At 40.9% G+C, this 26,289-nt stretch carries 19 protein-coding genes and 1 rRNA gene; 19 read left to right on the top strand and 1 reads right to left on the bottom strand.

What is annotated here, in order from left to right; all coding sequences use genetic code 11:
- Positions 1 to 18: 18 nt before the first annotated feature.
- The 18 genes from WFI24_RS15960 (at position 19) to ligA (ending at position 23,777) form a co-directional block, all read left to right on the top strand.
- The gene (locus WFI24_RS15960) at positions 19 to 840 is read left to right on the top strand and encodes an ABC transporter permease (protein WP_336762297.1); all 822 of its coding nucleotides are present in this window, start codon (positions 19 to 21) and stop codon (positions 838 to 840) included.
- Positions 830 to 2,128: an ABC transporter ATP-binding protein gene (locus WFI24_RS15955; RefSeq protein WP_336762295.1), complete on the top strand. Its 1,299-nt coding sequence runs from the start codon at positions 830 to 832 to the stop codon at positions 2,126 to 2,128. The genes WFI24_RS15960 and WFI24_RS15955 overlap by 11 nt, the downstream gene beginning before the upstream one ends.
- Entirely contained in the window at positions 2,118 to 4,421 is a 2,304-nt protein-coding gene (locus WFI24_RS15950) for a class I SAM-dependent methyltransferase (RefSeq protein ID WP_336762293.1), read from the top strand. The genes WFI24_RS15955 and WFI24_RS15950 overlap by 11 nt, the downstream gene beginning before the upstream one ends.
- A gap of 3 nt (positions 4,422 to 4,424) precedes the next feature.
- Positions 4,425 to 6,476: a glycosyltransferase family 4 protein gene (locus WFI24_RS15945; RefSeq protein ID WP_336762291.1), complete on the top strand. Its 2,052-nt coding sequence runs from the start codon at positions 4,425 to 4,427 to the stop codon at positions 6,474 to 6,476.
- A gap of 15 nt (positions 6,477 to 6,491) precedes the next feature.
- Positions 6,492 to 8,054, top strand: a complete 1,563-nt coding sequence (locus tag WFI24_RS15940) for a glycosyltransferase family A protein (RefSeq protein WP_336762289.1) — start codon at positions 6,492 to 6,494, stop codon at positions 8,052 to 8,054.
- A gap of 10 nt (positions 8,055 to 8,064) precedes the next feature.
- A complete protein-coding gene (locus WFI24_RS15935; protein WP_336762287.1) occupies positions 8,065 to 8,820 on the top strand; it encodes a hypothetical protein in 756 nt (251 codons plus the stop codon).
- Positions 8,817 to 9,740, top strand: a complete 924-nt coding sequence (locus WFI24_RS15930) for an NAD-dependent epimerase/dehydratase family protein (protein ID WP_336762286.1) — start codon at positions 8,817 to 8,819, stop codon at positions 9,738 to 9,740. The genes WFI24_RS15935 and WFI24_RS15930 overlap by 4 nt, the downstream gene beginning before the upstream one ends.
- Before the next feature lie 162 nt (positions 9,741 to 9,902).
- On the top strand, positions 9,903 to 10,646 hold the full coding sequence (locus WFI24_RS15925) for a sugar phosphate nucleotidyltransferase (RefSeq protein WP_336762284.1): 744 nt from the start codon (positions 9,903 to 9,905) through the stop codon (positions 10,644 to 10,646).
- Between the two features lie 21 nt (positions 10,647 to 10,667).
- Positions 10,668 to 11,228: a dTDP-4-dehydrorhamnose 3,5-epimerase gene (gene rfbC / locus WFI24_RS15920; protein WP_336762282.1), complete on the top strand. Its 561-nt coding sequence runs from the start codon at positions 10,668 to 10,670 to the stop codon at positions 11,226 to 11,228.
- Between the two features lie 18 nt (positions 11,229 to 11,246).
- On the top strand, positions 11,247 to 12,272 hold the full coding sequence (gene rfbB, locus WFI24_RS15915) for a dTDP-glucose 4,6-dehydratase (protein WP_336762280.1): 1,026 nt from the start codon (positions 11,247 to 11,249) through the stop codon (positions 12,270 to 12,272).
- Positions 12,269 to 13,150, top strand: coding sequence for a dTDP-4-dehydrorhamnose reductase (gene rfbD / locus WFI24_RS15910; RefSeq protein ID WP_336762278.1), 882 nt, complete (start codon positions 12,269 to 12,271; stop codon positions 13,148 to 13,150). Before rfbB ends, rfbD begins: the two co-directional genes overlap by 4 nt.
- Positions 13,151 to 13,316: 166 nt before the next feature.
- Complete coding sequence (locus tag WFI24_RS15905) at positions 13,317 to 14,261, top strand: glycosyltransferase family 2 protein (protein ID WP_336762277.1); 945 nt, start codon at positions 13,317 to 13,319, stop codon at positions 14,259 to 14,261.
- Between the two features lie 241 nt (positions 14,262 to 14,502).
- The gene (locus WFI24_RS15900; protein WP_336762907.1) at positions 14,503 to 15,435 is read left to right on the top strand and encodes a glycosyltransferase family 2 protein; all 933 of its coding nucleotides are present in this window, start codon (positions 14,503 to 14,505) and stop codon (positions 15,433 to 15,435) included.
- Positions 15,432 to 16,832, top strand: a complete 1,401-nt coding sequence (locus tag WFI24_RS15895; protein WP_145324263.1) for an undecaprenyl-phosphate glucose phosphotransferase — start codon at positions 15,432 to 15,434, stop codon at positions 16,830 to 16,832. Before WFI24_RS15900 ends, WFI24_RS15895 begins: the two co-directional genes overlap by 4 nt.
- A 133-nt stretch (positions 16,833 to 16,965) precedes the next feature.
- On the top strand, positions 16,966 to 17,841 hold the full coding sequence (locus WFI24_RS15890) for a phosphatidylinositol-specific phospholipase C/glycerophosphodiester phosphodiesterase family protein (RefSeq protein WP_336762275.1): 876 nt from the start codon (positions 16,966 to 16,968) through the stop codon (positions 17,839 to 17,841).
- Between the two features lie 115 nt (positions 17,842 to 17,956).
- The gene (locus WFI24_RS15885; protein WP_336762273.1) at positions 17,957 to 18,652 is read left to right on the top strand and encodes a heptaprenylglyceryl phosphate synthase; all 696 of its coding nucleotides are present in this window, start codon (positions 17,957 to 17,959) and stop codon (positions 18,650 to 18,652) included.
- A 463-nt stretch (positions 18,653 to 19,115) separates the two neighbouring features.
- The gene (pcrA, locus tag WFI24_RS15880) at positions 19,116 to 21,470 is read left to right on the top strand and encodes a DNA helicase PcrA (protein ID WP_336762271.1); all 2,355 of its coding nucleotides are present in this window, start codon (positions 19,116 to 19,118) and stop codon (positions 21,468 to 21,470) included.
- Between the two features lie 291 nt (positions 21,471 to 21,761).
- Positions 21,762 to 23,777, top strand: coding sequence for an NAD-dependent DNA ligase LigA (gene ligA / locus WFI24_RS15875; protein ID WP_336762268.1), 2,016 nt, complete (start codon positions 21,762 to 21,764; stop codon positions 23,775 to 23,777).
- 134 nt (positions 23,778 to 23,911) lie between these two features.
- Here ligA and WFI24_RS15870 read toward each other — a convergent pair whose 3' ends face one another.
- Positions 23,912 to 25,285 (bottom strand): molybdopterin-dependent oxidoreductase, encoded by a 1,374-nt coding sequence (locus WFI24_RS15870; RefSeq protein ID WP_336762266.1) that lies wholly within the window; start codon positions 25,283 to 25,285, stop codon positions 23,912 to 23,914.
- A 710-nt stretch (positions 25,286 to 25,995) separates the two neighbouring features.
- On the opposite strand from WFI24_RS15870, the gene WFI24_RS15865 reads away from it, so the two are divergent.
- Positions 25,996 to 26,289: ribosomal RNA gene (locus WFI24_RS15865) — 16S ribosomal RNA — on the top strand; the annotation flags it as partial.

The following is a 26,289-nucleotide window of genomic DNA, read 5'->3' as shown; positions in this document are numbered from 1 at the left end:
GAAAGGCGATATTAATTTATGAATTATTATTATAAAATCAGACAATACTACTTGAATTTATATAAAGGTAGAGGTTTACTCCTTGAACTTACTAAGAGAGATTTCCAACAACGTTATAAGGGCTCTACACTTGGAGTTATTTGGGCACTATTATCGCCACTCCTGATGCTAGCAGTCTATACGTTTATATTTGTAGCAGTTTTTAAATTAAAATGGGGGGCACTAGAAACTAATAATAGCAGGATGCTATACACTATGATGATATTTGCCGGTCTAATACCATTTCAAATATTTTCGGAATCTGTAAACCGTTCTGTCAGCATACTGAATCAAAGTGCTAATTACATTAAAAAAGTTGTTATCCCTGTTGAGATTCTACCTTTTAGTATAGTGCTTTCAACTGTTTTTAATAGTTTTTTTTCAGTCTGCCTTCTTACATTAGGCAAGGTATTTTTTCTAGACACTCCTAATTGGACACTTGTTTTAATTCCACTACTCATTATACCCATTACATTTTTTTCTCTAGGGATATCGTTGTTAGTCTCTGCTTTTGGAATTTACTTAAAGGATTTGGTGTATGTCGTAGGACTGGTAGTGAATATTCTTTTTTATATGTCACCGATTTTTTATTCTACAGATAATTTGCCTGAAAATTTTAAGTTCTTTGTCTTATTTAACCCTATAGCCCCTATAATTGAGCAATTTAGGGATGTATTTGTAAATGGCCAGATGTTCTCACTTTATGAGTATTTTATATCTGTTTTTTGGGCGTTTGTTTTTTTCATAATAGGGCTCATCATTTTTCGTTATTTGAGAAGGGGATTTGCAGATGTCATCTGATAACATAGCAATTAGAGTAAATAGTGTTTCGAAAATATATAAGATGTATGCTACGCCAGCAGATCGATTGAAAGACTTGTTCAGAAAGAACACATCAGAAGGAAGGCACCAAACATTCTCAGCATTAAAAGAAGTGAGTCTTGAGGTGAAGAAAGGTGACACAGTCGGTATTGTTGGCAAGAATGGTTCTGGTAAATCTACTTTGCTACAAATTATTGCCGGTACAGTGACTCCGACCTTTGGAAATGTAGACATTTATGGGAAAGTAGTTGCTTTGCTTGAACTAGGTTCAGGATTTAATCCTGAATTTACGGGGCGAGAAAATGTCTATTTAAATGCATCGATGTTTGGGATCAACAGAGCATCTATTGAGAAGAAGTTTTCCGAAATCGAGAAATTTGCCGATATTGGGGAACATATTGATCAGCCGGTAAAAACCTATTCTAGTGGTATGTTTGCTAGGCTGGCATTTTCTGTAGCCATAAATATGGAACCTGATATACTTATTATCGATGAAATTTTAGCAGTAGGGGACGCTGCATTTCAAGCAAAGTGTGTATCAAAGATGCGTCAATTGAAAGAGAAAGGTGTTAGTCTACTCTTTGTAAGTCACTCTGTTGATGCGATCAAATCAATGTGTAATTCGGCAATACTATTATCACAGGGCAATCTAATTGCAACGGGGACATCGGAGTTGATAACTAATCACTATCTGGCAATGATCCGTGATGAAATGAATCAATATGCCTTAGATGTTCCTTATGAATCTAAAGAAATAAAAACAGGTACTGAGCTTGAAAGCAAACCGACTTCTGGAGGTTTTAAGTATGGTTCAGGTCTGGTCTCTTTTAGTAATGTTCAAATGATCAATTCAAAACAAAAAATAGTTAAGGCTTACGAATTTGGTGAAGAGGCTACTTTATTATGTGAAATACATTCACAAGAAAATTTAGATAATATTAATGTGTCATTTTTAGTACGGGACATTACGGGTGTGGACTTATTTGGAACTACCATGTTTGATGAGAAGGTACCGTTGGTTTTGTTGGGAAAAGGAGTGAAGAAAAGTATATATTTTAAGTTTCCTGTTTGGCTACGCCAAGGAAGTTACTCAATATCGGTTGCAGTAAACAAGGTCACAAACCCTGACTACTCTGATGTATTTTTATATGAGCAAATTGATGGAGCTGCTGCCTTTGAAGTTATAAGGAAACTCGAACGGCCAGTTCATTATAAGGTGCACCTACCAATCAAGATACAATTAGAAGGAGATAGCAATGGAAAATAAAGTGCATGAGAACGAGGTTTGGTGGCAAGAAAATGGTTTGGCTTGGGGAGATGAGGTGGACCGAAGAAGATCTTTACAGCCGCTTTATGGAATTCAGGAGGTTATTCTATCTCATATTTTTTCGAAGTTGCCTAAAAAAAGTAAAGTAATGGAATTTGGTGTTGGGTTCGGAAGGCATATCGAGTATTTGAGTGATATACCTGAATTGGAAGTCTATGGTGTAGATCAGAGCTCCACAATGCTAAAAAGTTTGAAAGATAGATTAGCCCATAAACCAAAGTTGATCGAGAACGTCACTCTTATTGAGCCGCGTTCAAAATTACCTTATCCAGATGGCTTTTTCGATTTTGTATACACAGTTTCTGTACTTATTCACATAGACCCTTCTGACTTAAAAGATATACTTAAAGAATTGAGCAGAGTATCGAAACATGGGATTATTCATTTCGAAAATAATTTTGTGGAACATTCTGAATTGAAATTTATGGACCATAACGGTTGTTGGCAGCAATCCATTATAAATGATTATAAAGAGCTAGGATTATCTTGCGATATTTTTGAAAAAGTTGCCTCTGAGCAGGATGTATATTATACCAATATTTCTGGAGAATGGAGTAAGGATGATTTTGAAAACAGCGTTATGTTTTCGAGACTCCATCTAATGGATAGCAAAGTAAGACCAACTATTGCGGAATTTGAAGGAGAAATAGGTTGGAGAACTAAAGAATTAGCAGAAAGAATAGAAAATGAAAGAATTATGAAAGATCAAATAGTTAGTTTTCTGAGCGAGAAATCGATAAATGAACAAAAATTAAAAGAACAGGAAAGCATTAGTGAAAGTCTACGACTTAATATAATAGATAAATTGCAACAAATAAAAGAACAAGAAAACATTAATGAAAGACTACGAAATGATATACAGGATAGACTCCAACAATTAGAAGAACAGAAGTATGAAAACTCCAAGTTAAATAGTTTATATCATAATCTAATTCAAGCTAGTCAATTACAAGAAAATACTCTTGCAATTAAACAACAAGAAATTGATCAGCTTATGTCGCATAAAATATTTTTAGAAACTAAGATATATGAAATCGAATCTTCATTAGCGTGGAGGGTAATATCAAAAATAAGAGGAATGCATTATTTATATACGTTTGCTAAGCCTGCTAGAAAGATTCTTAATGCTATTCGATCTTACCGAAATAGAAAGCATTTAAATAGTAAAGAAGTGGATTATTCAAATAATGAAGCTCGAAATGTTTTCCTTGATAAAGAGGATAGTAAAAAAAATGGATGGCTTTTCGACTTGTTAATGGAAATTCCAGAAGGATCTAGCGTAGCCATACACCAGCCTGAATGGCTAGGGGTCACCAATTCGACAAAAGAGTTGTTCTCATATGTGATACCTTTAAAGGAACTTTATGAACCCAGTAATATCTTAAATATTGGGCAACTTATAGCAAGCCGTAAACCCAAAGCGATTATTTTTAGTGGATTCGCTGTGGGATATTTTGATCTGGCTAAAGTTATAAAAAAGATAGAACCAGATATTTCTATAAAGATTTATTGGCATGGTAATACTACTCACATGTATGAAGATTATTCCTGGAGCAGATATCAAGAGATCATCCAACTTTGTAATGATGGAATTATTGATTCATGGGGATTTGCCAAAGAAAGTATGAAAATACTCTATGAAAATGCAGGTTATTCAAGTTATTTTATTAAAAACGATGTGAAAGGTGATTTGTCTCCAAATGTAGTATCTAAATCTTATAAATTTGGAGATGAAATCAAAGTTGGTATTTATGCATCAGGTAGTACTTGGAATAAAAATGCATTTACACAAATAGCCGCAGCGAGTTTATTGGATAGAGTAACCGTTAATGCGGTGCCTTATAATAGCAGAATGAAACATTTTGCCCAACAACTTAAAGTAAAGTTTGAAGGAAGTGAAAAACAACTCTCTAGAGAAGAACTTTTTGATAAAATTGAATCAAATGATATTAACTTCTATGTTACTTTTTCCGAGTGTGCCCCTCTCCTGCCATTAGAAAGTTTAAATCGAGGAGTACCTTGTTTGACGGGACCTAACCATCATTATTTTACTGGTAACCCTCTGGAAGAATTTTTGGTTGTAATGAAACCGGATGATCCCGTAGAGATTTCTAAGAAAGCAATACTTGCATTGGAAAATAGAAAACTGATTATTGAACTTTATAACAAATGGAAAAAAGAAAATGAGTTAGTTTCAGAAACAAGTGTTTTAAGTTTTCTTGAAGGGAAATGAGTCATGTCAAAGACCTTTGTATTCACTTCTTACGAGTTGTATCCTATTAATGCAGGCGGCTGTGGGGTCTTTCTGTATAATGCAATTGAAGAGATTCTTAAAAATTATAGAAATAAAGTAATTTTATTACTCGATATGCCAAATCATGAATGCGATCTTTTTAAAGAAAGGGATCAACCCAAGCTACCTAATCACGGGAATTTGAGAGTGATTTGTCTGTCAGAATGGATAAGTGATTGTAAGCTAATTAATTATTCTAATATTTTCTTAGAAAAAAGTCACAGGTTTTATAAGGGGATTCAAAAACTAGCCAAGTTTGAAAGTTTGAACTATGTGGAATTTTTTGATTATGTTGGAATTGGTTACTTTACTGTAAAAGCAAAAAAGTATGAAGATGAATTTTCTGAAGTTCAACTAGGTGTGAGAGCGCATTGTACGATTGATTTAATGGATATTGAGCAAGTTCCAAATAGTTTTGATATAAATAAGTTGCAAATGTATCAGATGGAAAAAGAGGCTATTCAGGATGCTGATTTTGTACTTGTTCCATCTAAAGCTTGGGGAGATATATACACAACAAGATATGGAGCTGATCGAAATAGGATTGTAGTTTCCCCCCCGCCAGTGAAGAAATGGAATGATGTATCTTATGTAATAACGGAACAACAAAATGACGTTCTTTTCTATGGAAGGATATTTCAATTGAAGGGCGTAGATATGTTTATTGATGCGGCCGTTTCCTTTATGAGTCTGAGGCCTGAGTCAGAAAGTCGTTTCTATTTAGTCGGTTATGATGGTTTGAACTCAAATAATTTACCTTACAAAACTGAACTCCTTGAGAGAATACCTGAAAAATTGAGACACCGATTTGTTTTTCCGGGTCATTTAGATCATGAACAATTAGAAAGCCTACTGAAGACTGTTAGATTTTCTGTGTTTCCTAACTATGTCGAGTCGTTTTGTTATAGTATTCACGAAATTTATAATTTGGGTGTTCCTATCATTTGTAATGAAATTCCTGCTTTTAAAGACTATTTTAGACATGAAAAAAATTCATTGGTGTACAGTGGGACTTCCAGTGGCCTGCTCAGTGAAATGATGAAGCTTTTTGATAATGAAAATTTAAGATTACAAATTAGCAATCCCTATGATGTGATTGATAACGGAATTTTTATCGAAAGTTATTCTAAAATAGTAAACAATAATATATTAGAAGGAAGTAGCTTTCAACAGCCAAAATTGTTAGAGACTAGCCATTCTTTATGTTCCTTAATAGTCATTTCAGATGGTCAAGAACTAGACCATAATCACAAAACACTTCTTGAAGAACCAATTATACACAAAAACAAAAGTTATATTTTATTTGCAGAGGCACCTGGAACTCCGATACATTTTCTTGGACAGATAAGGTATGCACGTAAAATTGATGGTACTACCGATAATTTGCTAGAGATATCAGAGTTCGTTCTTGTTTGTTACTCAGATGATGTGATTGATCCTAGATATTTAACTGAATCAATTAAAGTTTTAACAATGACTCCTGAATTAAAGTATGTAGGTGCTCAGTTCACAAATAGAGAACATTACAATCAGTATTCTCTGTTGGAACCTAATACTTATTGGGATCATACCGTATTAACCCGAGCTGTAATTAAAATGGATGGGAACAAGAACACAGTTAGAGACATTTACGATATAAGATTCAGAGAACTTGGAGAAAAAAAAATATTGGGACAAAAGGGGTATATATTGCCCAGAGATTATATTACTATCGGTAAGCATGTTAATATTCGCGTGCATGATGGTAGTTATATTTTTACTACTCATCGTAATTCAGGATCATATGAGTGGAATCCGTATGTTTTATATCCGTTTCTCTTGAAACAGGATTTCATATTAAAATCAAAGCCTGTTCATCAAAAGCAGCAGTACTACTTCATGAGAAAAAACTATCATAAACTAAAGCATAGAATTGATGAAATGAAAGGGGTTAAGGGGAAGTATTTGTCCTTGCTTCTTAATCTCCTTCATAGACAATTGAAAAAGCGATTTTAAACTGGTGGTGTCTACGTGGAGTTGTGGTATGTTGAAGATAAGTTAAGTCCTAAATTGCCAGAGATTTTCAATGATTGGTTAAAGTTAAAGGTAACTAAAGTTTTTTTGCCTGAAATGCAGGAGTTAAAGAAGTGGCAGGAAACTATTAAGGTGATTAGATATAATAGTGAGACTGTGGAAGGAATCAATTTAAATGATGCCTTTGCGAATGCATTGAATTTAGCAAATAGAGTTATTTCAGAATGTGAATTAGATACTGAAAAGAGAAATAAGATATGTTTGTTGATAAACAATGGTAACTTAGCTATTGGTCATTTTCTTATTCAAAACGCTCTTTGTAAAAATGATCATTTAAGCAATGTATTAATTGTTTTAATCCAAGAGAAAAATTTACCAATTCATGTCGGCGTTAACTATAAATTTCCTGATTACTGGATCTATAGAAGAAATGAATCTTCTGTTATTTCTGGACATGGAGTAATAACTTGGAATGAAAATATATATGAATTACTTGATAAACATCAGAAAGTTCTTCTTCTAAAAGAAGATAGCATCAATTTTTCTTATATGACGGATTGGCTGGAAACAAAATTATCTTTGAATAAAAGTTTATATCCTTCAGACCATAAAATTCAAAAACAGATCAACTATGAACCTAGTGTAACAGAGGAGGATCTCTTGTCGGTTATAGTCCCTTTTTATAACATGGGATCCCTACTGTTAGAAACAATTCAGAGTATAAATAATAGCACATATCGTAATATTGAGATCATCATTGTTAATGATGGAAGCGACAATGAGGAAAGTATAGGTGCTCTAGAGTTAATAAAAAATACAATGAATGATATATCAATAATCAATATTGAAAATCAAGGTCTGTCTAATGCTCGAAATGTTGGAGCAAGAGTAGCAAAAGGGAGATTTATTTCATTTTTAGATGCGGATGATTTAGTTGATCCCTTGTATTATGAAAAGTGTATTCGAGTACTGGATAATTACGAAAATGTTTCTTTTGTTTATTCCTGGGTTCAATTTTTCGGAATGAAAAACAGTATATGGGTTACATTTGATGCCGAGTTCCCATTACTTTTACTAACTAACATGCTCAGTGCATTCCCAGTTATAAGGACAAGTGATTTTCTGGAATACGGAGTAAACAAGCCTATTATGGATAAAGGAATGGAAGATCACGAATCATGGATAAGTTTACTAGAGAATGGATGTATCGGGGTTAGTATTCCAGAACCTTTGGTCTTCTATCGGATCAGAAGTGATTCTATGTCAAGGCAGTTCAATAGAGAAATTGTAAATGAACTTTTTATCAAAATAAGTCATCTTCATTCATCCTTGTATAAACAATATGGACAAGAAATATTTAATCTAACTTATGTCAATGGACCCGGGTATTTATGGAATAATCCTGCGATAGATTATCCTAATGTTACTCACGGATCACCGGATTCTTATAGTACAGATAATAAGACTAAATATGAACTACTTAGATTGATGAATTCTAATAAAGGTCGATTTATGATTAAGTGGTTTTTTAAATTAAAAATGAATCGTCTATTTAAGTAAGGGGTTTGAAATGAAAGGGAAATTAATAACTTGGCTAGTAGCTCTCTTTATAAGTGTCATAATAGCTTATGTTTATTCTAATTTATATATTCCAGTTAATAATATGAATAAGATTGATCTTTTATTTATCAGTGTTTATTTATTTGTAGTTTGTTTCGTAGCCTATGCTTATTTGTTGAGTAAAACTTTGTTAAACATAAAGAAAGATAAGCTGAAGTTATTCATAATAAAGATTTCCTTATGTTTGATAGTGAGCATTTTCTTGTTTGGAGCAATTCCAGCTCATTGGATTACTCCGTTCCAGAATTCTAACATTGTACTAAGTCCTGTAAAAAGTAATCCTCAATCTGGAGGAAATGAAATATGGCTTAATGAGATTATTATTGACGGGCAGAGGATGATGAATAAAGAACTTGATATTAATGAAGGCTGGGTACTAAAAGACGACGCATTGTTTTTTAGTGGAGAGCAAGAAAGTATACAAGAAATTTCGATCCAATTTAAAGATAATATTATTCTTATTTTTGGTCAACATGCGTGGTCTGGGTCCGTAAAAGTGGATAGTGGAGAGCAAGTTCATGTGCTAGACTTATATACTAAGAATTCCAATACTTTAGAATATGATATTAAAAGACTAGAAGATAGCAACAACACTCTTTTTGATATACTTGTAATTGTAGTTTTCTTTTTAATTGCTAGTAATTTGCTTTACTTATTACTTTCTCGTATTGAAAAAAACATTAAAAAAGATGGTGGATCATTTTGAATATAATAGTTACCGGTGGTTGTGGTTTTATAGGCTCTCATATTGTAGATAAATTAATTGAAAATGAGCATAACGTTATGGTGATCGATAATTTATCCACTGGAAAAATGAAGAATTTCAACAATAAAGCTCAATTTTACAAACTGGACTACAGTTCTAAAGAGTCAGAAGAGTTGATCATTAATTTTAAACCGGATGTTGTCTACCACCATGCCGCACAAGTGAGTGTTGCTAATTCTATGTCTGAACCTTATTTTGATGCTGAAACTAATATTATGGGTACTATTAAACTACTCGAATATTGTTATAACGCCGGCGTGAAAAAAATAATTTACCCTTCATCAGCTGCTGTATACGGGAATCCTGAATTTTTACCTATCAATGAAGAGCATCCTATTAATCCGGTTTCATTTTATGGGATTTCTAAGTATACTCCTGAACAATATATTAGAGTTTTTTGTAGTCAAAAACATATTTCATTTTCAATATTAAGATATGCTAATGTATATGGTGATAGACAAGATGCAAATGGCGAGGGTGGGGTCGTTTCCATTTTTCTAGATAAGTATTTCAAGAAAGAATGTCCAACGATCTATGGAGATGGAAATCAAACAAGGGATTTCATATATATAAAAGACATTGTAACTGCTAACCTATTAATGTTACATAATGGAGAAAATGAAGTATACAATGTTAGCACTGGTAACGAGGTTTCAGTGAATGGACTTTTTTCTGCTATACGAGAACATTTTAATTGGGATGTATATCCAAATTACTCCGGTTTAAGAATTGGAGATGTCGCCCATAGTTATTTAGATAACAATAAAATTAGAAGTTTAGGTTGGGAACCTCGCTACACAATCGCAGAGGGGATAAATGATATTTCCTTAAATTCGAGAACCTTTTCCGAATTATTTTAAATAATTCGGAAAAAAGTTTAAAACTGCAGTTCAATTTTATTATTTATAGGTATCAAAAATGAAGGAGAGAAACGAAACCACCTAAATTTCCTTCCATTCTTATAATTTTTATATTATAGCTTTGCTACTAGAAAGGGTACTTTATTATAAAGGAGTTTTCTTATGAAAGGCATTATTCTTGCAGGCGGGACAGGATCCCGCCTTTTTCCTTTAACTAAGGTAACAAATAAACATTTGCTTCCAGTTGGCAAATATCCAATGATTTTTCATCCTATATATAAATTAAAGCTAGCTGGTCTCACTGACATCATGGTGATAACAGGAAAGGAGCATATGGGCGAAGTAGTTAATCTGCTTGGGAGTGGAAATGAGATGGGCGTTTCATTCACATACCGTGTTCAAGATGAAGCTGGTGGAATTGCTCAAGCTCTTGGATTAGCTGAGCAATTTGTTGGTGATGATCAGCTCGTTGTCATTTTGGGAGACAACGTGTTTGCCGATGACATTACAGCTTTTGTAGACAATTTCCGCGAACAACAGGCGGGCGCCAAAATTCTGATTCAGTATGTTCCTGATCCTTCACGCTTTGGAGTTCCCGAATTAGAAGGGGAAAAGATTATTTCCATTGAAGAAAAGCCACAACACCCTAAGAGCAGTTACGCTGTTACAGGCATATATATGTTCGATCATCATGTTTTTGATATTATTAGAACTTTGAGACCGTCAGATCGAGGCGAATTGGAAATCACGGATGTAAATAATGCATATATTAAACAAGGAGTGCTGACTTACGATATCCTTGAGGGCTGGTGGACAGATGCGGGTACTCATGCTTCGTTGGCTCGTGCCAATGAGTTAAGCAGGGAGATTTTGTTCGACAGGGAATTTGGACAGCTCAAGTTATAGAGGGGAAAGGATGACAATTACATGATAATTACTCCTTTACAGCTGAAGGATGCCTGTTTACTCGAGCCGGTAATTCATGGAGATCCTCGGGGTTTTTTTATGGAAAGTTACAACGAGCAACTCATGAATCAACAAGGAATAAACTACAAGTTTAATCAAGATAACCAATCCTTATCTGCCCAGCCCGGCGTGTTGCGCGGGTTGCACTATCAACTTAATCCCAAAGCTCAGACCAAGTTGATCCGTGTTATTTCCGGCGTAATCTACGATGTCATCTTGGACATTCGTCAAGGCTCACCAACCTTCGGACAGTGGGAGGGCTTTATCTTGAGTGAACATAACCACCGTCAGTTACTGGTCCCCAGAGGATTTGCTCATGGGTTTTGTACGCTGGTACCAAACACCCAGGTCTTGTACAAAGTGGACGAATACTATTCCCCGGAGAACGACCGTGGCATATTATGGAGTGACCCGGCACTTGGAATTGATTGGCCTACATCTAATCCGATCTTGTCAGATAAAGATCAGAAGCATCCTTTGCTTCAAGATGCGGAGATTAACTTCAATTTCGAAGTGAAGTAATTAGGAGGTTCCGACGATATGAAACTGCTTGTTACCGGCGGCGCCGGATTTATTGGAAGTAACTTTGTCATGTATATGCTTGAGCAATACCCGGACTATGAGATCATCAACGTGGATGCACTCACATATGCGGGTAATCTGGAAAATTTGAAATCACTTGTAGGCAACAAGCGGCATACCTTCGTCAAAGCAGATATCACTGATACCAAGGAGATGGATCACCTGATCGGTCAAGGTGTGGATGTGGTAGTTAACTTTGCAGCAGAATCTCATGTGGATCGGAGTATCCTGGAACCGGATGTGTTTGTGAGAACGAACGTCAATGGCACTCAGGTATTACTGGATGCTGCCAAAAAACACAATATCACTAAGTTTGTCCAAATCTCAACTGATGAGGTGTACGGTTCTCTCGGACCTATAGGGTTATTTACGGAAGAGACGCCACTTCAGCCTAATAGCCCGTACTCTGCCTCCAAGGCAGGAGGAGATTTATTGGTACGTGCTTATCACGAGACCTTTGGTCTTCCTGTAAATATTACGCGCTGTTCCAACAACTACGGACCTTTCCAGTTCCCGGAGAAACTCATTCCACTAATGATCTCGCGTGCTCTGGCGGATGAGGCTCTGCCTGTGTACGGAGACGGGCTGAATATTCGGGATTGGCTGTATGTAGAGGATCACTGCAGTGCCATCGATCTTGTTATTCATCAGGGACGCAATGGCGAGGTGTACAATATTGGTGGCAATAACGAGCGAACTAACGTGCACATCGTGAGAACCATTCTGGAGCAACTCGCCAAGCCGGATTCTTTGATCACGTATGTGCAGGATCGACCTGGACATGATCGCAGATATGGTATCGACCCAACCAAAACGATGAAAGAACTCGGCTGGAAGCCCAAGCATAACTTTGAAACAGGAATCAAGGAAACAATCCAGTGGTATCTCGATAATAAGGAATGGTGGACGCGTATCCAATCGGGCGCCTATCAGGATTACTATGAGAAGCAATACGGTTCTCGTTTGGGAGACACCAAGGCATGAAGGTCCTTGTGACTGGAGCCAACGGACAGCTGGGATGCGATGTGGTGCTTCTTTTGGAAAAAGAGGGGCATTCCGTTCTGGCTTGTGCCCGCGATGAATTGGACATTACGAATCAGCTTGAATGCAATAATGTTGTATCGACATATCATCCAGAGGTGGTCATCCATTGTGCGGCTTATACCGCGGTGGATGCCGCCGAGACGGATGTAGCCGGAGCATATCAAGTCAATGCCACAGGGACCCGAAATATTGCGGTAGCTGCTGAGCAGACTGGAGCAAAGCTCATCTATATCAGTACGGATTATGTATTCGACGGTACCTCCGACGTACCTTACCAGGAATATGATAACACCAACCCCCAGAGCGTCTACGGAAAGTCCAAGCGTGCGGGAGAGGTGCTGGTACAATCATTATCCTCCCGATGGTTTATTGTCCGTACTTCGTGGGTGTATGGCGTTTACGGTAATAATTTTGTCAAAACCATGTTGAAACTTGGTCAGGAGAAACCCAAGCTTCAAGTTGTACACGACCAGAAGGGATCGCCTACGTATACGGTTGATTTGGCCCATTTTTTGCTTGAATTAATGAGTACTGAAAAATACGGTATCTACCACGCTTCCAACAGTGGGGCATGTACATGGTATGAATTCACTCAAGCGATCTTTGAAGAGTCTCGGTTATTCCCCGGTTTCCATATTCAAGCTGAAGTTGATCCTTGTGCTACAGATCAGTTTCCCCGTCCTGCCCCGCGACCACGAAACTCGGTGATGGAGCATTCGTCGATCCGTACCAATAGTTTAAATGACCTTAGGCCTTGGCGGGAAGGACTGCGTGCATTCATTAGGGAATTGGTAGAGAGCCACTCTGAACATGAATGAGTTTTGATTCAACTTATAATACTTTATTAAGTCCTCTAATCCTGAACCGCAGGATGGAGGATTTTTTAGTATAATGAGCAAAGATAGGATATTGTGCGATATAATAATCTTACCAAATGACATGAAATATATAAATTGATTTTGATCTGGATTAAGGAGTTTATTAATGATGAATGAACCGACCGTTAGTGTGCATATTGTTACATATAACAGCAGTACGGACATTGAAGAATGCTTGAGGGCCGTTCAAAGGCAGACCTATCCTATAGAGACCGTGGTCATTGTCGATAATGCATCTGTCGATGGGACTTTGGACAAGATTAGAAGTTTTCAGGAAACATCTCCTGTCCCCATTAAGTTGATTACTCAAGAACAAAATATAGGATTCGCACCAGCACATAATCTTGCTATCCAACATACGACGAGCAATTACGCACTGATATTAAATCCAGATGTAACTTTAGACCCCAATTACATTAAGCAGATTATACTCACGATGGAATCTAAGAATAGTATCGGAAGTGCTACTGGAAAGCTATTGTTAAAATCTGACCCAAAGATCTGTGACAGTACGGGGCTTGTTTTGAACGCATCCAGAAGAGCATTCGATCGTGGTGCTGGAGAGCCAGCGGAGTTATGGCGAAATTCGGGTGAGGTATTTGGTGTTTCCGGAGCGGCTGCTTTGTATTCTCGTAAATTCATTAACCATATCAGTATCGAAGAGGAGTTTTTTGATAGCAGTTTTTTTGCCTATAAAGAAGATGTGGATGTGGCTTGGAGGGGGCAGTTGTTGGGGTGGAAAGCTCACTATGATTCTGATGCAATAGCCTATCATGAACGTGGCTGGAAAAAAGGAGGAAGGAGTCAGCAGCCGCTGTTTATTCGGAGGGCTTCGTACATTAACAGATACAAAATGATCATTAAGAATGATTCTATTCAAGGTATCTGTAAAAGCTTTTTTAAGATGATTCCCTATGAACTTGCAAGTCATGCATATTTTTTATTGAGAGAGCCAAGGGTATTAGGTGCATGGAAGACGTTGTGGAGCGAAAGAAGAGAACTTCGACATAAAAGGAATATGATCCGTCTGAAGAGTAATCCTCACGAATAATTCTTTATGCTCATTCTTGCTTACGCGTCCCACTCAGCCAGACAGAATATGCTATACTCACGATAGATAGTTGAAGCCATGTCCCACGCCAAATGGTATGCTGAGTTTATTACATCAAATACATTTTATTCATTCAGGCTGAATTTATCCTATAAAGCACGACAAGTCAGGAGTCTTACAAATGACCCAAGTATCAGAAGCCGCCCAGACGGACGGTTTACAATCAACAGAATCATCTCAAATGGTCGACGCCAGCATCATCATTGTTAACTATAATACTCGTCAGCTGACGCTGGATTGCCTGGAATCTGTCTATGCTTCCATTACGTCTTACAGCTATGAAGTTATTGTAATAGATAACGCTTCACGAGACGATTCTGTGCAAGCGATCCGGGAGGCATATCCTCAAGTCCAACTTATTGCTAACAGTAACAATACAGGGTTTGCTAAAGCGAACAATCAAGGCATGAAGGCAACCAAAGCGCGCTATATTTTGCTGCTCAATTCGGACACGGTCGTACAGCCGGATACCCTTCATACCATGGTCGCGTTCATGGACCGCCATCCTGAGATGGGCGCATCCGGCTGCAAGGTAATCCTTCCTGATGGCTCGCTTGATAAAGCGTGCAAAAGGGGATTCCCTACGCCATCGGCATCATTTTATTATGCATTTGGTATTTCTCGCATGTTCCCGGATCGGCCGAAGTTCAATCAGTACCAATTAGGACATCTCAGCCCGGATGATGAATATCCAGTGGACTGTCTTGTCGGTGCGTTCATCCTAGTGCGGCGTGAGACGATTGACCAGGTTGGCGGATTGGATGAAACATTCTTTATGTATGGAGAAGATATTGACTGGTGTTATCGCATCAAAGAGGCGGGATGGGGCATTTTTTATTATCCGCGTACATATATTGTGCACTACAAGGGTGGTAGTGCTCGTCGTAAACCTTTGAAAATAACGTATGAGTTTCATAGAGCGATGTGGGTGTTCCACCGCAAACACTACGCGAAGAAGTACAATCTACTCACGAATACAGCTGTGTGGGTGGGCATCTCGCTCAAATTTACTTTGTCCCTGCTGCGCAGCAAATTGTCCCTTCCTTCTCGACAAGGGCAGACTGCAACCCGCATGAGAGCGGAGAATGAAGCATCTTCCGAGGTGAACCCATGATTCGGCGTAATCAACGATTTCTAACCCAATTGTATATTGCGGCTGATTTTGGCGTAATCCAGCTTTCATTTTTGTTGGCCTGGTGGCTGAAATTTGAGAGTGACCTGTTAACGAACCAAAATCCACTACCTATAGAGAAATATATGATGTGGAGCTTGGTTTACGCAGCTCTTGCTATCATTACAGGACTGATGTCCTCTCTGTATATAGCCAAGCGAAAAAAACGATTTGTAGACGAACTTTGGAGAATCCTCCAATCTCATGGCATAGCCTTCTTCATGCTGCTGAGCCTGATGTTTTTTTTCAAGGAAGTAAATATCTCACGTGCATATCTCGCCATGTATATGATTGGCAATGTATCTTTCACACTGTTTTATCGTTATATAGTGAAAGTGCAACTGAAACGCTTGCGCAAAAAAGGCTTCAACCGTCAGTTTGTGCTCATCCTTGGTGCTGGATCACTGGGCAAGCGTTTCTATGACAACCTTAGAAATTATCCTGAACTTGGATATGAAGTGACTGGATTCCTGGATGATTATCGCCACTGGGATCAGAGTGAACAGAAAAGATACAAACCTATCCTTGGACGAATCGACGAACTGGAAGAGTTCTTGTCTACGCACCTTGTAGATGAAGTCATTCTGGCATTACCTCTGGATGCTCACGATAAGTATTCGCATATTATCAATGTGTGTGAGAAGGCAGGAGTTCGAACTCTAATCATTCCTGATTTCTTTGATTACTTGCCAGCACGGCCACATTTCGATAACTTTGCGGGTATGCCCATGATTAACGTTCGCGACATTCCACTGGATATTGCGGTGAACCGATTGATGAAGAGAACTTTCGATATTCTTTTCTCTCTCACTGCGATCCTCTTAACTTCTCCGGTAATGCTCGTTGTCGCGGTAGGAGTACGACTTACTTCTTCTGGGCCTGTCATCTTCAAACAAGAGCGAGTAGGACTTAACCGACGCAACTTCATGATGTTCAAATTCCGCTCGATGAAAGTCATTCCTGAGGGCACAATGGACACAGGGTGGTCCACCAAGAATGATCCGCGACGAACGGCTTTTGGCACTTTTATTAGACGCACAAGTCTAGATGAGTTACCTCAATTTTTCAACGTTTTACTTGGTCATATGAGTGTAGTTGGCCCTAGGCCAGAACGTCCTTACTACGTGAATCAATTCCGAGATGAAATACCGAAATATATGATCAAACACCATGTCCGCCCAGGAATCACAGGATTGGCACAGAGCAAGGGATTACGAGGAGATACCTCAATCGAGGATCGAATTGAACAAGATATCTTTTATATTGAAAACTGGTCTTTATTATTCGATATCAAAATCATATGGGAAACCATTCGAAATGGTCTCAAGAATGCATATTAGGATTACCTGACGGTATTGATTTACAATCTTTCATCCCACCATTTAACAGCCGCCTCCGGGCGGCTATTTTGTTTTGCACCTCCTCAATTCGGGTAGTTAGCTATCAAAAAGGTACTGAGGATGTGAATGCTATATGAAACGCATTGCCGCCGCTTTAACATTATTAATCGTTACCGTAGGTACACTCTTTTTTGCCTATGAAAGCCAGAGTGAAGAACAACGGGACGGATTTACCGCTTATAGATTAATAGCCCATGCAATGGGCAGCATTCGTGATCAACCATATACCAACGCCTATGAAGCGATGATTGCCAATTATGAGAAAGGCACACGTGTATTTGAAATTGACTTTATGCTGACCTCGGATCGCAAAGCCGTAGCCAGACATGAATGGACTGCTAATATGAGCAAAATGCTAGGACAAGACGAAGAGCTTCCGGAGGATAAACAGGCCGGGGCGCTGACACATGATGAATTCATGGATACGCCAATCTTGGGCATGTATCAGCCTATGGATGCCGATGGCATTATAGATGTACTGGCTCAGTACCCGGATATGTATATCGTAACCGACACCAAGGAACAGAAGGACGAGGACATTCAGAAGGTGTTACAGTCCCTGGTGGATGCAGCCAAAGAACATGATCCCTCCGTGCTGGATCGGGTGGTGGTACAGATCTATAACGAACCGATGCTTGATACGGTAAAAGAAGTCTATGCATTCCCTTCCATTATCTATACGTTATATGCAACACAGGATACAGAAGCTCAGGTTGTTGATTTTGTGCAAAAAAATGATATTGATGCCGTAACCATGCCGGAATATAAAGTAAACCAGAATTTCGTAGCCAAGCTGAATAGTGCGGGCTCAGTCACCTACGTGCATACCATTAATGACACTGAACAAGTGGCTAACTATGAGAAGTGGGGCGTGTACGGGGTATACTCAGACGTGCTGACGGAGCAGGAGTTGGATGCGATGAATACACGTTTTGCTTGGAAACCGTAAAAATTCATATTTTTCTGTTCCCCTTTTTATACGAACATTGACACTCACTGTCTGCTGACTTAGACTTAGTTTACAAGCTTTCTAGGATGCAGAAGAACCTCTGGAGGAATGTTCGTTGATAGACATGATTAAGCAGTGGAGACATGTATTTAAGCTTGACCCGGACCGGGAAATTACGGATGAAGAACTCGATCTGGTCTGCATGTCGGGGACCGATGCGATTATCGTCGGCGGATCTTCCGGAATTACCTATGATAACACGGTAGACCTGATGTCCCGCGTGCGTCGCTATGAGTTGCCCTGTGTGCTTGAAGTATCTGATCTGGAGGCCGTGGTGCCCGGGTTCGACGGATATCTGATCCCGATGGTCCTGAATGCAACGGATAGCAAATGGATGATTGGACACCACCAGCAGGCCATAGAGCGTTACGGTTATCTCATCCCATGGGATCTGCTTATTGCCGAGGGTTATATTGTGCTTAATGCGAACTCCACGGTAGCGCGGTTGACTGGTGCGGATACCGAACTGACGACAGGGGCTGCCGTGGCATATGCCCAGGCTGCAGAACGCTTGCTCAATCTTCCCATTGTATATATGGAGTACAGTGGAACGTTCGGAGATATGGAGCTTGTTGGTGAGACGCACAGACAACTGGATCGGGCACATCTTATCTATGGTGGCGGAATTGATGATCCGGAGAAAGCCTCGCAAGCTGCCCAGGTGGCAGATACCGTCGTGGTAGGTAACATTGTGTACAGCGATTTGAATAAGGCACTTGAGACGGTGTTGGCCGTGAAAGGAACCGTTTAATCGGTTTAGTTTACCAATCCCCCATTTTCCCCTTATGATCTGTTAAAATAGAACTTTGCCCTTATTAATTAAGCAATTCGTATACAAGAGTTAGGTTTACACAGAAACGAAGTGTTCTCTCTTGTATTTTTACTACCTTTAAATATAAGCTAAACTAATTTTTACACGAGAACGAAGAGGACAGAAATAAGCTGGAGAAGCGGAGCGTTCGCCTTTATTACCGGATTTTCACCTTTTACTAAGAGGTTCGTATACAGGAACTATGTTTACACAAAAACGGAGAGAGCAGAAGCAATCTGAAGAAACGAAGTGTTCGTATTTATCACCGGATTTTCCCTTTGATAAAGGGGATCAAAAAATCTGGGGATAACGACGATCGGAAGATGTTGCTGCAATCGAAGTCCAAGTGTAATGGATAGATCAGTTATACCGACCAACCAACCAACGAAAGGAGCATGCATGCATGCAACCTGTAAATATACATGATGCCGTTGCACGACTTAACACTCCTCAACGGCAAGCCGTCGAGGCGACGGATGGCCCGCTGCTGATTATGGCCGGAGCGGGCTCCGGCAAGACCCGGGTGCTGACACACCGGATTGCCTACCTTATCGCAACAAGGAAGGCACCCCCGTGGGGCATTTTAGCGATTACATTTACGAACAAAGCCGCCCGTGAGATGCAAGACCGGGTATCCCAACTCGTAGGTGGATCTCAGGGCCGCGACATTTGGGTATCCACGTTCCACTCCATGTGCGTACGTATTTTGCGCCGTGACATTGAACGTATTGGTTTTACCTCCAACTTCAGCATTTTGGACTCATCGGACCAACTATCTGTTATTCGCAGCTGTATGAAAGACCAGAATATTGATACGAAGAAGTTTGAACCTAAGGCAGTTCAATCCATGATGAGTACGGCGAAGAATGAACTAATCAGTCCGGAACAATATGAGAAGCAGTCGGGAGACTATTTCGAGGGTATTGTGGCGAAGGTATATAAGATGTACCAGAAACGGTTAAGAGCCAACAACTCGCTTGATTTCGATGATCTCATTATGCAGACCATTCAACTGTTCAAGGAAGTGCCTGAGGTCCTCGACTTTTACCAAAAGAAATTCCAGTACATTCACGTTGATGAATACCAGGATACGAACCGTGCACAGTACATGCTGTGCCGCATGCTTGCTGACAGTCACCACCGTATCTGCGTTGTAGGGGATAGCGACCAGTCGATCTATCGCTGGCGCGGGGCGGATATCAGCAATATCCTGAACTTTGAGAAAGATTACCCTGAAGCAAATACGATTTTGCTGGAGCAGAACTATCGCTCTACTTCCAATATCCTGAATGCAGCGAATGAAGTGATCGGCCTGAATACGGGGCGTAAACCGAAGAAACTGTGGACGGACAAAGAGGGTGGTTCGAAAATCAAGGTGTACCGTGCGGATTCCGAACATGATGAGGGGTATTTTGTTACTTCCGAGATTAGTAAAAATGTGAAGAACGGCAAATCCTATCAGAACCATGCTATTTTGTACCGTACCAACGCCCAGTCCCGGGTTATAGAGGAAATTCTGATCAAGTCTGATATTCCGTATCAGATTGTCGGCGGCATCAAGTTCTATGATCGTAAAGAGATCAAGGACATTCTGGCGTATCTGCGCCTCTTATCCAATCCAGACGATGACATCAGTCTCACCCGGATCATTAATGTTCCTAAGCGTAGTATCGGTGATACAACGGTAGCGAAGCTCGCGGCTGCGGCAGGAGAGCGTGGGATTTCCATTTACCGAGTACTTCAGGTTGTGGACGATCTTGGATTTGCAGGCCGTACGCGGAATGCGCTGGTGGAGTTCTATGACATGATCGCTGCGTTGCATCAGATGGTAGAGTATCTGTCTGTGACTGAACTGACCGAGAAAATTCTTGAGATGAGTCAATACCGTCTTGAGATGCAAAATGAAAACACACTCGAATCTCGTGCACGGCTGGAGAACATTGATGAGTTCCTGTCAGTAACCATGGAATTTGAGAAAAATAATGAAGACAAAACGCTCGTATCGTTCCTAACCGATCTTGCATTGATTGCTGACATCGATAGTATGAACGATGATGAAGAGGATCAGAGCGACGCTGTTACCTTGATGACCATGCACAGCGCCAAAGGTCTGGAGTTCCCGGTTGTCTTTATCGTGGGTATGGAAGAAGGGGTCTTCCCGCATAGCCGTGCCTTTATGGACAATGAAGAATTGGAAGAAGAACGCCGACTTGCTTATGTAGGGATCACCCGTGCGGAAGAGCAACTCTTCCTGTCTTGTGCCCAGATGCGGACGTTGTTTGGACGTACAACGGCGAACCCGCCTTCCCGCTTCTTGGATGAAATTCCGGATGAGCTGAAGGAAGACACCTCGATGGCTCGTGATCGTTACCGCCGCGGCAGTAGCGGAGGCGGCTCGTATGGTGGACGTGGACTGGGTTCCAGTGGGGGGAGTAACTTTGGTGGTGGCACCAAGCTGTTCGATCACCAAAGCAAGAGCGGTTCATCTGCTACTTCATCCACGCCAACTTCGCGTGTGACTACAAGTGTCTCCCGCCCAACATATGCTACGCCATCATCTGCTTCCAAGCCTGTAGCTTCTAATGGTGAAGCAGGGTTTAAGGCAGGAGATAAAGTGCAGCATGGCAAATGGGGAACAGGCACGATTGTTGCGGTCAAAGGTACAGGGAATGATACCGAGCTGCAGATTGCATTCCCAGCTCCGGTTGGCGTGAAACGTCTGCTTGCCGGTTTTGCCCCAATTACCAAAGTAGAATAATTTTTGGACGAAACTTCCTTTTGCACGATAACAGAGAGAACAGAAATAACTTGAAGAAGCAAAGCGTTCGCCTTTATCCACGGATTTCTACCTTCTAAAATGAATTAAAAGAAATCTGGGGATAACAGCGATCGGAAAGTTATTCTGTTACCGGAGTGTTAGTGTGGATATTCATTCATTGAAATTATGTAGTGATACCAACGATGGAAAGTTATTCTGTTCTCCGAGTTCAAGTGCAATAGGAGTGTTCGTTCTACATATATGATCAAATTAACGGAGGGATGGCCCTGTATGGACCCGATGCACCGGATGGAGCAACTCGTTACCGAGCTGAATCAGCATAATTATCAGTACTACACGATGGATCAGCCACAGATCAGCGATAAGGAGTATGACCTTCTGTACGACGAACTGGTTACGCTGGAACAGGAAAGCGGCATGGTTCTGCCTGATTCTCCAACACAGCGTGTGGGTGGCGAACTGCTCAAGGGGTTTACCCCGCATCGCCACTTATCTTCCTTATGGAGTCTGGACAAAGCACAGAATATTGAGCAGCTTCGGAGCTGGAATACCCGTGTACTGAAACTGATTAATGATTATAACAGTAAAAATCCCGATACGCCTTTACCGGAACCAGGTTATGTCATTGAGTTGAAGTTTGATGGATTGACGTTGAACCTGACCTACACCAACGGTGAGTTGGTACAAGCCTCTACGCGTGGTAACGGTACGGTGGGCGAAGGGATCTTGGCACAGGTGAGAACGATCCGATCCGTTCCGCTCAAAATTCCTTACACTAGCGGTACAATTGAAGTACAGGGTGAAGGCATCATGAATCTGTCTGTTCTGGACCGATACAATGAGACGGCGGCAGAGCCGCTCAAGAATGCGCGTAATGCTGCAGCAGGAGCGCTTCGTAACCTGAATCCGAAGGCGACGGCTGAACGTCGGTTGAATGCTTATTTTTATAATGTAGGTTATTCGGATGACATTCAGTTTGCCAATCATCAGCAGATGATGGATTTCCTGCGTGAGAACCGCTTCAAAGTGAATCCATCCATCACGTATTTCCATGAGTTTGATGATGTAATGGAGCAACTGGCCGCCATTCAGGAGAACCGGGGTCAACTGGACTATCTGATCGATGGTGCTGTTATCAAAATTACGGACATGCGCACCCGCGAGGTGCTGGGTTATACCGATAAGTTCCCTCGCTGGGCGGTGGCATATAAATTCGAGGCAGAAGAGACCACGACGGTTCTTAACGCTGTAGTATGGAATGTAGGTCGTACCGGCAAAGTGACTCCGCTGGCACGGGTAGAACCGGTTGAACTTGCCGGGGTAACGGTGCAGAACTGTACTCTTAACAATGTCGGCGATATTGAGCGCAAAAATCTGAAGTTCGCTCTGGGCACACGGGTCTTTATCCGTCGCTCCAATGACGTCATTCCTGAGATTCTGGGTAAAGTGACTGAGGAGAGTGATGGCGGGGAGATCGTCTTCCCTGAGCAGTGTCCGGCATGTGGATTCCCGCTGGAGCAACGCGGAGCGCATCTATTCTGTAACAATAGACTTGCGTGTAAACCGCAAACGGTGGCACGAATTTCCCATTTTGCTTCCCGTGATGCCATGGACATCGAGACGTTCAGTGAGAAAACGGCGATTCAGTTGTATGATGAATTGAACGTACGTGAGCCTGCCGACCTGTATACGTTACAGTTTGATGATCTAGTGAAGCTGGAGCGGTTTGGGGAAAAGAAAGCGAACAACCTTATCGCTGCGCTGGAACTCAGTAAGGATCGTGATCTGGCTTCCTTCTTATACTCACTTGGTATTCCGAACACAGGTAAGTCCACCACGCGCATGCTCGCTGATCATTATCGAGATCTGCACGCCATTATGAATGCAACCGTGGAAGAGCTGGTTGAATTACCCGACGTGGGTGGTATCGTGGCTGAGAGCATCGTAAACTTTTTTGCAGATCCGTTTACACAGGCTGCGATTGAGAAAATGCTCAACTTGGGTGTGAAAGCTCAGGCACCTGAGGCACCAGCCGTTGCTGTTGTGGAAGATTCCTTCTTCAGTGGTAAAACGGTCGTCTTGACCGGAACGCTGCATCAATTGACGCGGGAAGAGGCGACGCAAAGACTGGAAGCGCTCGGAGCGAAGGTGACTGGCAGTGTGTCGAAAAAGACAGATTTGGTTATTGCCGGAGAGAAGGCAGGTAGTAAACTAACCAAAGCCCATGATCTTGGCATTCCTACGATTGAGGATGAGGACGAACTGGTACGTCTTTTGAATCCCTAGGGTTAAAGTGTAATCAGAAAGTTCATAATGAGGAAAAAGAAAAAAGCCCCCGAAGACACGATATGTGATCGGGGGCTTTTGCTATTTATCTAGATTGTTTTTAAAACGAGTGCACAGTCTCCAATCTTAACTGATCAGGATCCACTAATGTTGTTAGGGATGCGCTGAGATGCGCCTGTAAGCCATGCATCCTTGTCATATCCACGTTCTTCCCAGTAACCGATATGTTCACTGTCGATGAGTTCAATGCGATTTAACCATTTTACCGATTTATAGGCATACATCTGAGGAATGACGAGCCGTACCGGACCACCAAGATCAGCAGGGATAGGTTTGCCATCATGCATGACAGCGACCATAATATCCTCCATCTGCGCTTGATCCATCGTAATGGCATCCGTATACACACCATCACCGGAATAAAATTTTACACTATGAGCTTCCGGCTTTACTCCGGCATGTTTCAAAAGCTGTGCAAGAGAAATGCCCTCCCACGTATTTTTATACACAGACCATCCCGTAACACAGTGGAAATCACTAACCTGTACGGTACGCGCCAGCTTCACAAATTGTTCCCAGTTCCATACCTGTGCCCGTTCAACCAGCCCATCGATTCGGAAAAGCCAATTAGCATTGGAGAAGGATGGTATAGGCGTAACTGTATATACGCGGAAATGACCTTCAGCCCCGCCTCCGATGGGAGGTGAAGAGGCAGACAGCGGTTGTGGCAGAGGAACCATACGGTTAGGATCGTTCTCCAGCATGCTATCAATACTATTATCGATTTTGAGATTTCGTCCTACCCAGGATATAAAAGTAGGGCCAAGAGTCACGGCGAGACCAACCCCCACAGCAGAGCGGATGAAAGCTCGTCGTGTATACACCGGTTGAGGTCGCTCTTCTGGTTTGAGGGAATCTCTCTCGGAATTGCGATCAAACTGGGAAGAAGTTATAGCAGCGGTAGTTTCGCTTTCTTCCGATGTTGAGACAGATGGATCGGCTTGATTTTGAGCTCGTGTTGAAGTTGTATTGGTTTTCACTGCACGACGTGCAGTATCCTTTAACCATTTGGTTCGAGTGATGGAGTGGTAAATAATATAAGGCAAGCCTACCCAAGTTAGCAGGTCATGGATCAGAAGTGCAGCATTTGACCAACGTGGTCCAGCCAGCTTGAACTGCCATAATACAATACCCGAGAGGAGCCATCCCACCAACAGGGCGAGAACGACTATAGTATTTACCCTCTGCCATGGTCTGTTACGAAGTTGTTTCCAGTGCTTTCCGGCCAAAATCAAGTAATATATTACGGGAGCAAGCATAGCTAGCCCAACGACGATATGTAGCCATTTTAGCCAGACACGTCCAATTCCGAGTATCTCGCGCCAAAAGCCACCAACCAGCATAAGCCCCGTGATTGCAAGGATCACAACGATCCAGGCATTCCAAGCGTGGATGGAAACCAATTTTTTGCCGTAACCTTTGCGTACATTCTTTAACCATTCTTTCAAGCGCGATCACCCCAAGTAGGAATAATGAGTTAATTCTAATCTTTGATATGTAATAGCCAACTGTGATTGGAGTGCGTGTTAGCGAAGTAAAGGTTCATACGAGATGGTTAACGGTTGTTCATAGTCTTACCATATGAAGAAGACATCCGATTGCTGATCCCTTCCCTATAGCTATATACCTTATTATAGAGTTTTTGGATCACTTTCATCAAACGAAGAGGAGGGTAAGGATCGTTATCCTGATCGGGACTCTAGCTAAACCTTATCTAGATCCTTAATTCCTTATGGCTATAGAAGGCAGTATTATAGAAAAGATTTATTTCTATTATATGTAATACACTTTAAGGGTAGCCCATCATTGGTTCAGAGAATGTGTTAATCTGTCGAATACAGGTTGGAGACAACACACCACTAATAAAGATTTTTAAGATTTCATAAGGTTGATTAAAAATGCTTGCTAAATAAATCACAACGTGATATATTATTTCTTGTCGCCTCAAACGAATGATTGTCATAATCATTTGAAAGATGACGAAAACAAATTGTTGACAGTAAGTTGGTTAACATGATATGATAAATTCCTTGTCCGGTTGACAAACATCAACATAAACGGACATACAAGTTCCTTGAAAACTGAACAAATGGATAGTAACTTTTGATTCACAATGAATCGTCAGATTCAAAATGAGCTTATCGCTCTTTTCAATACTTTATTGGAGAGTTTGATCCTGGCTCAGGACGAACGCTGGCGGCATGCCTAATACATGCAAGTCGAGCGGACTTGAAGAGAAGCTTGCTTCTCTGATGGTTAGCGGCGGACGGGTGAGTAACACGTAGGCAACCTGCCCTCAAGTTTGGGACAACTACCGGAAACGGTAGCTAATACCGAATAGTTGTTTTCTTCGCCTGAAGAGAACTGGAAAGACGGAGCAATCTGTCACTTGGGGATGGGCCTGCGGCGCATTAGCTAGTTGGTGAGGTAACGGCTCACCAAGGCGACGATG

This window comes from Paenibacillus sp. USHLN196 (assembly GCF_037144955.1).
GTDB lineage: Bacteria > Bacillota > Bacilli > Paenibacillales > Paenibacillaceae > Paenibacillus > Paenibacillus xylanexedens_C.
Note: the sequence above shows the minus strand (reverse complement) of the source record. Positions and strands in the feature narration are given on the sequence as shown.

Bases quoted from the DNA above. Each gene is read 5' to 3' on its own strand.
- pcrA (WP_336762271.1), top strand. From the start codon at position 19,116: ATGCAACCTGTAAATATACATGATGCCGTTGCACGACTTAACACTCCT.
- WFI24_RS15925 (WP_336762284.1), top strand. From the start codon at position 9,903: ATGAAAGGCATTATTCTTGCAGGCGGGACAGGATCCCGCCTTTTTCCT.
- WFI24_RS15890 (WP_336762275.1), top strand. From the start codon at position 16,966: ATGAAACGCATTGCCGCCGCTTTAACATTATTAATCGTTACCGTAGGT.
- WFI24_RS15935 (WP_336762287.1), top strand. From the start codon at position 8,065: ATGAAAGGGAAATTAATAACTTGGCTAGTAGCTCTCTTTATAAGTGTC.
- rfbB (WP_336762280.1), top strand. From the start codon at position 11,247: ATGAAACTGCTTGTTACCGGCGGCGCCGGATTTATTGGAAGTAACTTT.
- WFI24_RS15895 (WP_145324263.1), top strand. From the start codon at position 15,432: ATGATTCGGCGTAATCAACGATTTCTAACCCAATTGTATATTGCGGCT.
- rfbC (WP_336762282.1), top strand. From the start codon at position 10,668: ATGATAATTACTCCTTTACAGCTGAAGGATGCCTGTTTACTCGAGCCG.
- ligA (WP_336762268.1), top strand. From the start codon at position 21,762: ATGGACCCGATGCACCGGATGGAGCAACTCGTTACCGAGCTGAATCAG.
- WFI24_RS15905 (WP_336762277.1), top strand. From the start codon at position 13,317: ATGATGAATGAACCGACCGTTAGTGTGCATATTGTTACATATAACAGC.
- WFI24_RS15960 (WP_336762297.1), top strand. From the start codon at position 19: ATGAATTATTATTATAAAATCAGACAATACTACTTGAATTTATATAAA.
- WFI24_RS15945 (WP_336762291.1), top strand. From the start codon at position 4,425: ATGTCAAAGACCTTTGTATTCACTTCTTACGAGTTGTATCCTATTAAT.
- WFI24_RS15950 (WP_336762293.1), top strand. From the start codon at position 2,118: ATGGAAAATAAAGTGCATGAGAACGAGGTTTGGTGGCAAGAAAATGGT.
- WFI24_RS15900 (WP_336762907.1), top strand. From the start codon at position 14,503: ATGGTCGACGCCAGCATCATCATTGTTAACTATAATACTCGTCAGCTG.
- rfbD (WP_336762278.1), top strand. From the start codon at position 12,269: ATGAAGGTCCTTGTGACTGGAGCCAACGGACAGCTGGGATGCGATGTG.
- WFI24_RS15955 (WP_336762295.1), top strand. From the start codon at position 830: ATGTCATCTGATAACATAGCAATTAGAGTAAATAGTGTTTCGAAAATA.